This window comes from Pseudomonas sp. FeS53a, from assembly GCF_000931385.1.
Classification (GTDB): domain Bacteria; phylum Pseudomonadota; class Gammaproteobacteria; order Pseudomonadales; family Pseudomonadaceae; genus Metapseudomonas; species Metapseudomonas otitidis.
In genome coordinates, this window is record NZ_JYFT01000015.1 from 1 (window position 1) to 11,976 (window position 11,976).

Annotated in this window: 13 protein-coding genes; 6 read left to right on the forward strand and 7 right to left on the reverse strand. The window is 69.1% G+C overall.

Annotation, left to right across the window (positions count from 1 at the left end):
- On the reverse strand, positions 1-350 hold a 350-nt coding region (locus SZ55_RS05485; protein WP_052807529.1), incomplete at its 3' end, for a DUF2946 family protein.
- Between the two features lie 143 nt (positions 351-493).
- The gene (locus tag SZ55_RS27055; protein WP_052807530.1) at positions 494-910 is read right to left on the reverse strand and encodes a hypothetical protein; all 417 of its coding nucleotides are present in this window, start codon (positions 908-910) and stop codon (positions 494-496) included.
- Positions 911-1,103: 193 nt separating this feature from the next.
- Here SZ55_RS27055 and SZ55_RS05495 point away from each other — a divergent pair, with 193 nt between their 5' ends.
- The gene (locus tag SZ55_RS05495) at positions 1,104-2,744 is read left to right on the forward strand and encodes a hybrid sensor histidine kinase/response regulator (RefSeq protein WP_044402601.1); all 1,641 of its coding nucleotides are present in this window, start codon (positions 1,104-1,106) and stop codon (positions 2,742-2,744) included.
- 6 nt (positions 2,745-2,750) lie between these two features.
- On the opposite strand, the gene SZ55_RS05500 is transcribed toward SZ55_RS05495, so the two are convergent.
- Entirely contained in the window at positions 2,751-3,389 is a 639-nt protein-coding gene (locus SZ55_RS05500) for a LuxR C-terminal-related transcriptional regulator (RefSeq protein ID WP_044402604.1), read from the reverse strand.
- Positions 3,390-3,650: 261 nt separating this feature from the next.
- Here SZ55_RS05500 and SZ55_RS05505 point away from each other — a divergent pair, with 261 nt between their 5' ends.
- Both SZ55_RS05505 and SZ55_RS05510 read left to right on the forward strand, forming a co-directional pair.
- Positions 3,651-4,163, forward strand: a complete 513-nt coding sequence (locus SZ55_RS05505) for a YcxB family protein (RefSeq protein WP_044402606.1) — start codon at positions 3,651-3,653, stop codon at positions 4,161-4,163.
- An 86-nt stretch (positions 4,164-4,249) separates the two neighbouring features.
- The gene (locus SZ55_RS05510) at positions 4,250-4,852 is read left to right on the forward strand and encodes a hypothetical protein (protein WP_044402609.1); all 603 of its coding nucleotides are present in this window, start codon (positions 4,250-4,252) and stop codon (positions 4,850-4,852) included.
- A gap of 3 nt (positions 4,853-4,855) precedes the next feature.
- Here SZ55_RS05510 and SZ55_RS05515 read toward each other — a convergent pair whose 3' ends face one another.
- Both SZ55_RS05515 and SZ55_RS05520 read right to left on the reverse strand, forming a co-directional pair.
- The gene (locus SZ55_RS05515; protein ID WP_044402613.1) at positions 4,856-6,238 is read right to left on the reverse strand and encodes a putative bifunctional diguanylate cyclase/phosphodiesterase; all 1,383 of its coding nucleotides are present in this window, start codon (positions 6,236-6,238) and stop codon (positions 4,856-4,858) included.
- 195 nt (positions 6,239-6,433) lie between these two features.
- Positions 6,434-7,696, reverse strand: a complete 1,263-nt coding sequence (locus SZ55_RS05520; protein WP_082078147.1) for an OprD family porin — start codon at positions 7,694-7,696, stop codon at positions 6,434-6,436.
- A 407-nt stretch (positions 7,697-8,103) separates the two neighbouring features.
- Between SZ55_RS05520 and SZ55_RS05525 the strand changes: the two genes are divergently transcribed.
- The 3 genes from SZ55_RS05525 (at position 8,104) to SZ55_RS05535 (ending at position 10,801) form a co-directional block, all read left to right on the forward strand.
- The gene (locus tag SZ55_RS05525; RefSeq protein ID WP_044402615.1) at positions 8,104-8,880 is read left to right on the forward strand and encodes an IclR family transcriptional regulator; all 777 of its coding nucleotides are present in this window, start codon (positions 8,104-8,106) and stop codon (positions 8,878-8,880) included.
- Between the two features lie 193 nt (positions 8,881-9,073).
- On the forward strand, positions 9,074-9,889 hold the full coding sequence (locus SZ55_RS05530; protein ID WP_044402617.1) for a sugar phosphate isomerase/epimerase family protein: 816 nt from the start codon (positions 9,074-9,076) through the stop codon (positions 9,887-9,889).
- Positions 9,890-9,922: 33 nt separating this feature from the next.
- Positions 9,923-10,801, forward strand: coding sequence for a DMT family transporter (locus SZ55_RS05535; protein WP_044402620.1), 879 nt, complete (start codon positions 9,923-9,925; stop codon positions 10,799-10,801).
- Positions 10,802-10,877: 76 nt separating this feature from the next.
- On the opposite strand, the gene SZ55_RS28780 is transcribed toward SZ55_RS05535, so the two are convergent.
- A complete protein-coding gene (locus SZ55_RS28780) occupies positions 10,878-11,003 on the reverse strand; it encodes a hypothetical protein (RefSeq protein ID WP_260845184.1) in 126 nt (41 codons plus the stop codon).
- A gap of 32 nt (positions 11,004-11,035) precedes the next feature.
- The gene (locus SZ55_RS05540) at positions 11,036-11,974 is read right to left on the reverse strand and encodes a magnesium transporter CorA family protein (RefSeq protein ID WP_044402622.1); all 939 of its coding nucleotides are present in this window, start codon (positions 11,972-11,974) and stop codon (positions 11,036-11,038) included.
- Positions 11,975-11,976 lie beyond the last annotated feature (2 nt).

Below are 11,976 nucleotides of genomic sequence, written 5' to 3' on the forward strand. Positions count from 1 at the left end.
AGCGAGGGCCAGCGTTCGCGGGGCGGCGGCTGGGGGTGCTGGTTGGCGTCGAGGGGCACCACGCGCGGGGCGATGCCCAGGTCGAGCTGCCAGGCGTCGCTGTTCAGCGCAACGGCGGCAGCGTAGGAGGAGCACAGCGGGCAGGTGAACTGCATCTGCGCGTGGTCGCTGCCGTTGTCGCCGAGGCTGTCGGACGCATCGTGGCCGAGGCTGCAGTAGCCGCCATCGAGACCGCTGAGCTCCAGGCCGGTCATCTGGCCGTGGTGCAACCCGCAGGCGAACAGGCTGAACAGGACGCTCGCGTAGAGCAGCCAGGCAGTCAGTGTCCGGGTCGAGGCGGCGGGTTTCATGGGCGGCGACTCTAGCAGGACGCACTCACCGCCGGGAATACGGACGGGTCCGAAATTTCCCTGCCAAATGAAGGGGTTGGGCCTCTGGCACGGCCTTGGAAGCGGGGCTGCGACCATTGGGCGCAGCCCCGTGGCACGCGCGGCTACTGCCCGCCGCCGCTGCCGCCACTGGCGCCCCCGGTGGCACCGCCACTCGCGCCCCCTGTGGAGGAGCCGCCCGTGGAGCCCCCGGAGCCGGTGCCCGTCCCTGAACCTGTGCCCGAGCCGCCGTTACCCATGCCGTCGCTGCCCATGCCGCCGGACCCGTTGCCGCCCGGGGTGGTGGGGCTGCCCGAGGTGCCGGTCCCGTTACCGGTGCCGTTCGACGAGCCATTGCTGCCAGGGCCGGTGTTGTTGCCCGGCAACGCGCCCGGCGAACTGGGCGAGGCGGGGGAACCGGGGCTGGTGGCGCCGGGCTGGGTGGGGCCGGTGCTGCCGTCGTTGGCAGCGAGCGCCGGCAAGGCGCTGGCACCGAGCACGGCGCCGAGCAGCAGGGTGTAGAGGGGGCGTTTCATGTCCATGGTCGTCTCCTGGGTTGCATTGACTGACACAGGGTTCGGCCTGTGCCGGTCCCAGGAGGTTCGGGTCAGGTGGACCAGCGGTCGCCCAGCGCGGCGCAGGCGAAACGCAGCCTTGAACGAGGCCCCGCGTGGCGCATAAGGTGTCCGCCTCGATGGAACCGGCTCCCGACGGAGCCCCGCACAGGGAAAGCCCATGAGCACTGCACCGGACCGCGTCCTGGACACCGAACGCTCCCAGGCAGTCGTCCGCCTGGTGATGGCGGTGGCCGCCAGCCTCTACATCAGCTTCATGTTGTTCACCGGCCTGGCGACGCCGGCGCAGACGGTGCCCATCCTCATCTACTTCGGCTGCTTCTTCTTCGCCAGCCTGGTGCTGCTGGCCTGCATCGTGCGCTGGCCCGGGCATTACCCGGCGCGGCGGCTGTTCAGCATGCTGCATGACTATTCGGCGCTGACCTTCGGCCTGGTGGTGGGCGGTCCGCCCCTGCTGCCGGTGTATGGCGTGCTGCTGTGGGTCACGGTGGGCAACGGCCTGCGCTATGGCTCGCGCTACCTGACCATCGCCACCGGCCTGGCGCTGTGCTGCCTGGCCATCGTCACCCTGACGTCATCGTACTGGCGGGAGCAGCCCTACCTGGTGCTCACCCTGGTGGTCACCACCCTGATCGTGCCGGCCTACGTCAACGTGCTGCTGGCCCAGGCCAAGCGCGCCAGCGAGGCGGAACGTGCCGCCAACCTGGCCAAGTCGCGCTTCCTCGCCCAGGCCAGCCATGACCTGCGCCAGCCGATCCACTCCATCAGCCTGTTCACCGCCTGCCTGCGTGATGCCGAACTGGGCCAGGACGAGCGCCGCCTGGTGGACAGCATCGACAAGTCGCTGCACAGCGTGGCCCAGCTGTTCCGTTCGATCCTCGACATGTACAGCCTGGACGGCGGCAAGGTGGCGCCGCGCCTGCAGCCGGTGTCACTGTCCGAGCTGCTGGGCGAGCTGGTGGAGCAGAACGCCCAGGCGGCGCGCTGGGCCGGGGTGGACATCCGCCTGCGGGTGCCGGGCGACGTGCATGTCTCCTGCGACCCGAACCTGCTGGCGACCATGGTGCAGAACCTCATCTCCAATGCACTCAAGTACGCGCCGGGCAAGCCCATGCTGGTGGCCTGCCGGCGGCGCAACGGCGGCTGGTCCGTCGAGGTGCACGACCGGGGCAAGGGCATCGCCCCGCAGCACCTGGAGAACGTCTTCGACGAGTTCTACCGGGTGCGCCAGGCCCGTGACCACGACATCGAGGGCGTCGGCCTGGGGCTCGCCATCGTGCGTCGGCTCAGCGGCCTGATGGGGCTGGAGATCCGCATCGCCTCACGGCTCGGGCGCGGCACCAGCGTGGCCATCGAGGGGCTGCAGGCGGTCCAGGCGCCGCAGCGCCAGCCGTCGACCGTGAGCAGCCTGCCGTTGCGCCTGCTGGACGGGCTGCGGGTGCTGCTGCTGGAGGATGACCGCAACGTCCTGCATGCCACCGCCAGCCTGCTGGAGCGCTGGGGCTGCCGGGTGGAGGCCAGCGCGGCCCTGCCGACGGCACCGGAGGCGTGCGACCTGGTGATCACCGACTTCGACCTGGGCACCGAGGCCTCCGGTGCGGACTGCATCGCCCGCCTGCGGGACCAGGCCGGCTGGCCGGTGCCGGCGGTGGTGATCACCGGGCACGACGTGCGCCGCGTGCAGGATGCGCTGGGCGACCCCGACGTGCCGGTGCTGTCCAAGCCGGTGCACCCGGCGGAGCTGCGTTCGGTGCTGATGGCACTGAAGGTGGGGCTGGCGCGGGAACACGCCGAGGCCTGAGCGGCCTCAGAGCCCCGTCTTGGCGGCCCAGGCCGCTGCGGCGGCGCGGCTGCTGACCCCCAGCACGCGCAACAGCGAGGAGACGTGGATGCGCACGGTGAAGGGCGAGATGTCCAGCTCCCGGGCGATCTCCTTGTTGGACAGGCCATTGGCGATCAGCCGCAGCACGTCCTGCTGGCGCGGGGTGAGCTGGGTGTAGAGCGGGTCGACGTCGAGCCCGCCGTCGAGGCCGGCCTGGCTGTGGTCGTAGCGCACCACGAACTCGCCGGCGAGGATCGCCGCCAGGGCCGCGCCCATCTCGTCCGGCGCCACGGCCTTGCCGATGAAGCCATCGGCCCCGACGGCCATGACCTCGTCGACGGTCTTCTGGTTGTCCACCATCGACACCACCGCCAGGGAACTGCGCTTGAAGGCCTGGCGCAGCTCGCCGATGGCCGCCATGGACTGGCCGGGGAACAGCAGGTCGAGGATGAACAGGGCAGGGGGCGGGCCTTGGTGTGCCAGTGCCAGCACCTCGTCCATGGTGCCGGCTTCTTCGATCACGGCGTGGGGCAGGACGCGCTGCACGATGCGGCTCAGGCCTTCGCGGAATACGGGGTGGTCATCGGCGACGATGACCCGTTGCTGGGGTGTTTCTGCGGGCATCCGTACGTTCTTGTTCTGGCGGAATGAGGCGTCCAGATGTCATGGGACAGGGCTCCGGGCGCGGCTCAGGGTAGAGCCAAACGTACCTTGGCGCCAACCGCCTGACGCGCCGACCTGATCATCGGCGATGCTGGCGCCTGGCCCGCATGGGAGGGTCGATCGCCCGGGTGGCGGGGCCTGCGGAGGTTTTGTGCGGGGCGTCATCGCCGCGTGATCACGCGGCCGTTATGCTGCGCGACCGATCACCGCAGGACGCCCCGGATGAGCGAGCCGACCCTCACCCCCTATCGCATCAGCGAGCAGGACTACCTGCGCAGCAGCCGCCTCGGCGGACGCCTGCGCACCCGCCACCGCAACCTGCTGCTGGCGGGGCTGTTCGTGCTGGTCGCCATGGCCTTGTACTCGCTGAAGATCGGGGACAAGGCGACGGCCTATCCCCTGGTGGGCGGTATCGGTGGCGGGGTGCTGGCCGCCCTGGTGATACGCCTGGTGGTGCGGCCGATCCTGGTTCGCCGGCAGTACCGCCGCTATGCGCTGATGCAGCAGGAGCAGAAGGTCGGCTTCGCGCCCGAGGGCCTGCACTTCCAGTCGGCCGTTGGCCAGGCGGTTGTCAATTGGAGCAACTTCCATGGCTGGCGGGAGAACGACGAATTCCTGGTGCTGTTCATCGCACCCCGGGTCTTCTACGTGCTGCCCAAGCGGATCGCCGAGGCCGGCTTTCCCCTGGAGACGCTGCGCACCACCCTGGCGCGGGAAGTCGGCCCGTCCTACTGAGGGGTATTCGGAATGGGGCCTGTGCACGGCCTCCTCCTGCCACTTCGAGTAGAGTGGCGGCCCCTCGATGCCACCACGGAAGGTCCATGAGCACGCCACGCATTCGCCTCTTCGCGAGCAACGTCCATTTCGTCGACACCGACTTCGAACGCCTGCAACCCCTGGCCCCCGTCAACAGCACGCTGGGCAAGCTCATCCTCGCCGTGATCCTGGGCATGCTCGGCCTGTTCGTGCTGGGCTTCTGGAGCGATCAGGAGTGGCTGGTGACCCTGGGGCTGCTGGGTGCCGTGGTGGTGCCGCTCGTCATGCTGGGGGTGAGCAGCTGGCTGCACCCGCCGGCGCGCGAGGAGGCCTATTTCGACGCGGAGGGCCTGTTGCTGAAGCTGGTGCCGGCACGCGAGTCGGAACCGGGGCGGGAGGTGCGCATCCCCTTCGCGGTCCTGCAGGACCTGGTGATGGAGTCCAAGGTCAACCGCGAGGGCAGCCGCATCCACCAGTGGCGGCAGTACCGCATCCGCACTCATCAGGAGGGGGAGCACCCCCACGTGTTGATCAACACCTTCCGCCCGCTGCATCTGGTGCTCCAGGACCTGGAGCGGATCAGCCAATTGCCCGGTGCGGCCGAGTTGCCGATACGCCTCGAACTGCCCCGGGAGCAACACGATGCGCTGATGCAGGCGGAGCGCTGAGGGTCAGCCGGCGGCGTCGGCCTGCCGCTCGGCGCGTTCGCTGACGAAGGCCTGGAACGCCTGCAGCGGCAGCGGGCGGCTGAACAGGTAGCCCTGGTACTGCAGGCAACCGCTGTCGGCGAGGAAGCGTTGCTGCGCCTGGGTCTCCACGCCCTCGGCGATCACGCTCATGCCCATGCTCTGGCCCAGGGCGATGACGGTGCGCACGATGGTTTCGCTGCTGCTGTCGGTGAGCACGTCGCAGACGAAGGAGCGGTCGATCTTCAGCTTGTCCAGGGGCAGGCGCTTGAGGTGGCTGAGGGACGAGAAACCGGTGCCGAAGTCGTCGAGGGAAAAGCGCACGCCGTGTTCCACCAGGGCGGCCATCTTCCGCGACAGGTCCTCCATGTCCTGCACGATCAGTGTCTCGGTCAGCTCCAGCTCCAGGTTGCGCGCCTCGATGCCCGACTGCTGGATCAGCCCCAGCACGTCGTTGACGAAGGTGGGCTGGCGGAACTGGTTCTGGCTGATGTTCACCGCCAGGTGCAGCTCGCGGAACAGCGGGATGGCTTTCCACGCGGCCAGCTGGGCGCAGGTCTCGTGCAGCACCCACTGGCCGATGGGGATGATCAGCCCGGTCTTCTCGGCGTGGTCAATGAACTCGGCAGGCGCCAGCAGGCCGCGCTGGGGGTGCTGCCAGCGGATCAGCACTTCGGCGCCGAGCACGCGCCCCTCGATGTCCAACTGCGGCTGGTAGTGCAGCACGAACTGCTGCTCCCGCAGGGCCGTGCGCAGGTCGCGGTCCAGCTCGGAGCGCTCGGCGGCATCGGTCTGCAGGATGTGCAGCAGCAGGAACAGCATCACCGCCGCGGCGACGCTCTGCACCCAGGAGCCGATCACCCGCAGCTCGTCCGGCAGTCCGTAGCCCAGGTCGGGGCTCCAGGAGGTGGAGGCCATGACGGTGAACAGCGCCAGGCAGAACAGCGACACGCCGTAGCGCAGCCACATCGGCTCGTCGCGGAAGGCCATCAGCGCGGCCACCGACACCGGCAGCAAATAGAGATGGGATGCCCGTGGCGCTGCCGGGCTGGGCTCGTCCAGCAACAGGGTGGAGATGCTGATGACCACCACCAGCACGGCGAACAGCAGGAGGTTGGCGCTGCGCGCGCGGTTGCGCAGGGTCAGGGCCAGCACGCCGAGCCCGCAGAGCACCAGCAGCAGGTCCATCGCCACGATCAGCCAGGCGCCGCGTACCGCGAACACGGCGCCCCAGAGCACCCCGATCACCAGCATCACCAGGCTGGCCAGCATCCGCATGCGCCGCTCGCGGCGCTGGCCGATCAAGGCCAGGTCGTGGGCGAGCCACAGCTGCTTCAGGCGTTTGAAAAAGGGCTGGGACGCGGGCATCGGGGGCTGAATACCTGGAGGGTCGGTATTCATTCTTGAGGAGGTTTGGCGGTTTGCAACCCGGCGGCAAGCGAAACGGCAGCCGGTGTCGTGGATGGACAAGGGGAACAGTGCGTTCCGGCGTGCCGGTGCCAGGTGGCGGGCACGAAAGAAGGGCCCGCCAGGGCAGGCCCGAGGTCCAGCGAGGAGGGGGCGTCAGAGCAGCGAGAGCGGGTAGCTCACGATCAGGCGGTTCTCGTCGAAGCTGTTGGTATTGCCCCAGTCGCGGCGCTGGCTGGAGTTGCGCCATTTGACCGAGAGGCTCTTGAAGGTGCCCGACTGGATGACGTACGCCAGCTCGCTCTCGCGGCCCCATTCCTTGCCATCGGTCACGCCGCCGACATGGGCGTCGCTGCCGTGGATGTAGCGGTTCATCAGGGTCAGGCCGGGCGCGCCGAGGGCGGCGAAGTTGAAGTCGTGGCGCAGCTGCCAGGAGCGCTCCTTGGCGTTGTCGTAGCTGGAGTTGTAGCTGTCGTTGGCCAGGGTGCCGCCGCTGGTGCCGTTGACGCGCATCCAGGCGTCGTCGCCGCTGACCTTCTGCAGGCCCAGGTAGAAGGTGCTGCTGCCGTACTTGGCGGAGAGCAGGGCGGACCAGGTACGGTTGTCGAGGTCGCCGGCCCGGGCGGAGCCGTCTTCCCGGCCGGTGAAGTAGCCGAGGTTGGCGCCCAGGGTCCAGTCGCCCAGGGGCTGGCTGTGCACCACCTGCAGGTAGTTCTGGCGGTAGATGTCCTGCAGCTCGGCGTACCAGAGCCCGACCAGGGTGCGGTTCTCGTTGAAGCTGTATTCGCCGCCGGCGAAGTTGAAGCGGTCGGAGGTGAAGGCCGCCTTACCCATCAGGGACAGGTCTTCCATGCTGGCGTCGTTGCGCGGGCTGTTGCCGCGGAACTGGCCGCCGTAGAGGGTCAGGCCGGCGATCTCCTTGGAGGTCACCTGGGTGCCCCGGAAGGTCTGCGGCAGCGAGCGGCCATCGTCGGAACGCAGGATCGGCAGCACCGGCATCCACTCGCCCACCTTCAGCTCGGTGTCGGAGACCTTCATCTTGCCGGCCACCGCCAGGCGGCCGAAGTCGTCGGCTGGGCGCCCGTCGTCGTGCACCGGCAGCAGCTGGGTGCCGCGGGTGCCCTTGCCGCCGTCAAGCTTGAGGGCGTAGAGCCCGAGCACGTCGACCCCGAAGCCGACGGTGCCCTGGGTGAAGCCGGACTTGGCGTCGAGGATGAAGCTCTGGGTCCATTCCTCGGCCTGGTCCTGGGTGCTGGTGCCGACGAAGTTGCGGTTCATGTAGAAGTTGCGCAGGTTCAGCGTGGCGCTGCTGCCGTCGATGAAACCGGGGCTTTCGGCAGCCTGGGCGGCCTGGCTGGTGAGGGCGATGGCGCTGGCCAGGAGGGTGGTGTGCAGGGCGTGGCGATGAGTGAGTGGCATGGTGGCCTCTGTCTTGTTGTTGTCGGGGCGCAGGAGGCCCTTCGCGGCGTTGGCGAATGGGCGATGGGCGTGGAGCGGGTGATCAGGCGGGGCGCGGGCTGTGCAGTGCCGGGCAGGCGGCAGCGGGCTGGCGATCAGGGGCGCGAAGGCGTGGGAGGAAGCAGGTGGGGTGCATCGGGATGACCTTTCTTGTCGTTATTGGGGTCGCCGGCGTCAGGGCGCCGGGCCTGGGCCGATAGTGGTTGCAGGCTGGGCGCTGTTCAATTCGTCGAAGGCGCTTGTGTTCGATCAGCGAACGAAAACTAACTGGTTCGTACATTTGTGCGCGAAACAACGGATGCGTTCCAGGTTTCGGCCTGGGGGCTGTGTCTTCTAGAATCGCCGCACCCTCATCCAGGACCCACGCCATGGCCGGTAGCCAGATCGAACGCGCCTTCAGCCTCCTCGAACGCCTGACCTCCGACCCCCAGGGGTTGGCGCTGCAGGCCCTCTCCGATGAGCTGCAGATCCCCAAGAGCGCGACCCACCGCATGCTGGCCGAGCTGATCCGCCTCGGCTACGTGCGGCAGAACCCCGACAACAGCCGTTACCAGCTGTCCACGCGGCTGGTGGCCATGGCCTTCCGCCACCTGGCCAGCAGCGGTGCGGACATCGTCCAGCCGATCCTCGACCGCCTGGCCCAGGAGAGCGCCGAACTGGTGCGCCTGGGCGTGACCGAGGGGGGCCGGCTGACCTGGATCGCCAAGTCCCAGGGGGCTCGCTCCGGCCTGCGCTACGACCCGGACATGGGCCGGGACGCGCCGTTGTTCTACACCGCCTCGGGGCACGCCTGGCTGGCGGCCCTGAGCGACGCCGAGGCGCTGGCCCTGGTGGAGCGCCAGGGCATCGCTGACCCGGCCGGCTTCGGCCCCAACGCGCCACGCTCGAACATCGAGCTGCTGGAGCGCCTGCGCCGCGCCCGCGAGCGCGGCTACGCCTGGGTGGTGGAAAGCTCCGCCGTGGGCATGTCTGCGATGGCCGCCGTGGTGCGCCACCCGGCCACTGGCCAGGTCATCGGTGTGCTCAGCGTGGCCGGCCCCAGCGCCCGCCTGCCGGAGGCGCGCATGCACGAACTGGCCCCATGCCTGCTGGCTGCAACCGCTGAACTGGGTGACGCGAGCCAGGCGTCCGAACTCTTCCCGTGATCCGCTGGGCCTCACCACGGGCCGTGAAGATCGCCTATTGCGTAAAAATGGAACTCTGTTCTAAATAACGCGAAGCCGATTTCAGAACCCCCTTGCTGTGAGGTCCCCGTGTCCGTCCCGTCCTTTGCCAACCGGCTGCCTGGCCGGTTTTTTCATGCCTTCCCGATGATGCCGACCAGGCAGGAGGCCTGCCGTGGCTGACCGTGCGCTGTCGCTCGCTGCCTTGACGGTGCTGGAGCTGGCACCTCCGGACATGGTCGAGGTGGCCGCCCGCACCGGCTACAGCCATGTGGGCCTGCGGCTGATCCCGGCGACGCCGGAGGAGCACCACTACCCCGTGGTGGCCGATGCCGACCTGCGTCGGCGCACCCGCCAGCGCCTGGGCGATACCGGGGTGCAGGTGCTGGACATCGAGATCCTGCGGCTGAAGCCGGAGACCTGTGTGGCGGACTTCGCCGCCGTGCTGGAAGCCGGGGCCGAGTTCGGCGCCAGCGAGGTGCTGGTGGCCGGCAACGACCCGGATGAAGCCCGATTGACCGACCGCTTCGTCGAGCTGTGCGAGCGCGCGGCACCCCTCGGGCTGCACGTCAGCCTGGAGTTCATGCCCTGGACCGACGCCCGCGACCTGGGCCAGGCGGCCCGGGTCGTCGAGCGGGCGGGCCAGCCCAACGGCGCGGTGCTGGTGGATGCGTTCCACTTCGACCGCTCGGCCTCGTGCCTGGCGGACCTGCGGGCCCTGCCGCCGCAGCGCCTGCGCTACGCCCAGTTGTGCGACGTGGCCGGACCGCGCCCGGACGACATGCAGGAAATCCTCCGCCAGGCGCGCAACGAGCGGCGCTTCCCGGGGGAGGGGGACTGCGACCTGGCGGGGTTGCTGCGGGCGTTGCCGGCAGGCATCCCCCTGAGCCTGGAGATCCCCACCCGGCAGTTGCTGGAGCAGGGCGTGAGCGCCGAGGCGCGGGCGCGCCTGGCGCGCGAGCGAACCCTGGCGCTGTTGGCCGGTCTCTGATCCATCGGCCTTTGCGCCGGTTCTCGAGGTGTCATGAGCGATCCGATTTCAACCGCTGTCAGCCAGCCCTTGCGCGGTGTGGCGCTGGTCCTGCTGGCGACCTTCCTGTTCGCCGGGCACGACGCACTGTCCAAGCACCTGGGGGGCCTGTACCCGGTGGTGATGGTGGTGTGGGCGCGCTACCTGGTGCACAGCCTGCTGATGGCCGGGCTGTTCCTGCCCCGCGCCGGCCTGCGCGGGCTGCGCACCCAACGACCGGTGCTGCAGGTGCTGCGGGCACTGAGCCTGCTGAGCACCAGCCTGCTGTTCACCACCGGCCTGCAGTTCGTGCCGCTGGCCGAGGCCACGGCGGTGAACTTCCTGGCGCCGATCCTGGTGACGGCGCTCTCGGCACCGCTGCTGAAGGAGCGGGTCAGTGCCGGCCAGTGGCTGGCGGTGGCGATGGGCTTCGTCGGCGTGGTGGTGATCGTGCACCCGGGTGGGGCGCTGTTCACCCCGGCGATCCTCTTCCCGCTGGGCTCGGCCCTGGGCTTCTGCGCCTATCAGCTGCTGACGCGCATCCTCTCGGCCCACGACAGCCCCACCACCAGCAACTTCCTCGCGGGGGTGTGCAACACCCTGGTGATGAGTCTGCTGGTGCCGTTCTTCTGGCAGTTGCCGAGCCTGTTCGACGGCTTGCTGCTGGTGGCCCTGGGCACCCTGGGCATGGCGGCGCACCTGTTCCTGACCCAGGCCTTCCGCCATGCGCCGGCAGCCTTGCTGGCGCCCTTCGGCTACTGCCAGATCGTGTTCGCCGGGCTGCTGGGCTACCTGCTGTACGCCCACGCGCCGGACCTGACCACCCTGGTGGGCATCGGCATCGTCTGCCTCAGTGGGCTGGGGGCGGCCTGGCTGCAGCGCAGCCGTGGCTGAAGGTGGGGAGTGGAGCGTGCACAGCCGCGAGAAGGCCTGTGCGTGAGGGGGAAGCGGGGGCCGAAGCCCCCGCCGGTCAGTGTCCCGGGTCCTCCTCGTCCCGTTGCCCGCGCGGGCCGCGCAGGTGGTCGAAATAGAAGAGTACGAGGCCGAAGGCGACGATGATCGCCGAGACGGCCAGTCCGAGTTGAGCGTTCTGCATCATGGATTCCGTTTCCAATGGGTGCGGTGGGCTCAGGGCTGGTGGCGAGGGTGCGCCATTCGCCTGAGAAAGGCCAGCATGAGGCCGCTCAGGAGCAGCATCCCGAGCAGCAGGAGGGGGTAGGCGACCCACCAGGGCGCACCAGCGGTCATCATGCTGAATTCCGACATGCCGCCGATGCTGGCCACCAGGTTGAGTGGCAGGAACACCACGTTGATCAATGTCAGCTTGCGCAGCATGTCGTTGATGCCGTGGTTGGCCAGGCTGCCCCGTGCGTCCATCAGCGCGGCGAACACCGTGGAGTAGATCCGCGCCTGCTTGTAGCACTGCTCGTTCTCGATGATCAGGTCGTCCAGGGTCGCCAGGGCGGCCGCATCCAGCTGGTACTCGGCGGCGTGGTTGCGCAGGCGCACCAGCACGGTGGCGTTGCTCTGGATGGCGTTGAGGTAGTGGATGAGGCTTTCGCTGAGGTTGACCATCTGCATCAGGTGGCTGTTGTCCAGCGAACGGTTGAAGCGGGCCTGCAGCTCGCGGGCCACCAGCTTGATGACCCGCAGGTGGCCGAGGTAGTGGTGGACGCTGCTGAACAGCATGTCCAGCAGCACGTCGCGTGGGGTGGCGAGTGCGCCGCGCTGGCCGACCCCCTGCAGCAGCGAATCGCCGGCGGCGATCACCAGCAGCCGCGTCGGCTCCAGCAGCATGCCGAAGGCGCTCACTTCGAAGACCATGCCGTCCTGCCCGGTGCAGCGTTCCGGGCGCTTCCAGATCAGGAACAGCCGCTCGCCGTGGAATTCGATGCGTGATACCTCGTCGGGGTCCAGGGCCGAGTCCAGCGCGTGCTGGTCCAGCTGCCAGGTGCGGCACAGGTGCTCGCGTTCGCCGGCATCGGGGTCGACGCACAGCAGCACGCTGGCGTCCGCTTCGGAGGTGCGCTGCAGGCGGCCGTCGCCCAGGCGGTAGGCGTCGAGCATGG

What these genes read in the sequence shown, in the direction of transcription:
- SZ55_RS05510 (WP_044402609.1), top strand. Translation starts at nt 4,250, where the DNA reads ATGAGCACGCCACGCATTCGCCTCTTCGCGAGCAACGTCCATTTCGTC.
- SZ55_RS27055 (WP_052807530.1), bottom strand. Translation starts at nt 910, where the DNA reads ATGGACATGAAACGCCCCCTCTACACCCTGCTGCTCGGCGCCGTGCTC.
- SZ55_RS05495 (WP_044402601.1), top strand. Translation starts at nt 1,104, where the DNA reads ATGAGCACTGCACCGGACCGCGTCCTGGACACCGAACGCTCCCAGGCA.
- SZ55_RS05515 (WP_044402613.1), bottom strand. Translation starts at nt 6,238, where the DNA reads ATGCCCGCGTCCCAGCCCTTTTTCAAACGCCTGAAGCAGCTGTGGCTC.
- SZ55_RS05525 (WP_044402615.1), top strand. Translation starts at nt 8,104, where the DNA reads ATGGCCGGTAGCCAGATCGAACGCGCCTTCAGCCTCCTCGAACGCCTG.
- SZ55_RS05540 (WP_044402622.1), bottom strand. Translation starts at nt 11,974, where the DNA reads ATGCTCGACGCCTACCGCCTGGGCGACGGCCGCCTGCAGCGCACCTCC.
- SZ55_RS28780 (WP_260845184.1), bottom strand. Translation starts at nt 11,003, where the DNA reads ATGCAGAACGCTCAACTCGGACTGGCCGTCTCGGCGATCATCGTCGCC.
- SZ55_RS05520 (WP_082078147.1), bottom strand. Translation starts at nt 7,696, where the DNA reads ATGCCACTCACTCATCGCCACGCCCTGCACACCACCCTCCTGGCCAGC.
- SZ55_RS05500 (WP_044402604.1), bottom strand. Translation starts at nt 3,389, where the DNA reads ATGCCCGCAGAAACACCCCAGCAACGGGTCATCGTCGCCGATGACCAC.
- SZ55_RS05505 (WP_044402606.1), top strand. Translation starts at nt 3,651, where the DNA reads ATGAGCGAGCCGACCCTCACCCCCTATCGCATCAGCGAGCAGGACTAC.
- SZ55_RS05535 (WP_044402620.1), top strand. Translation starts at nt 9,923, where the DNA reads ATGAGCGATCCGATTTCAACCGCTGTCAGCCAGCCCTTGCGCGGTGTG.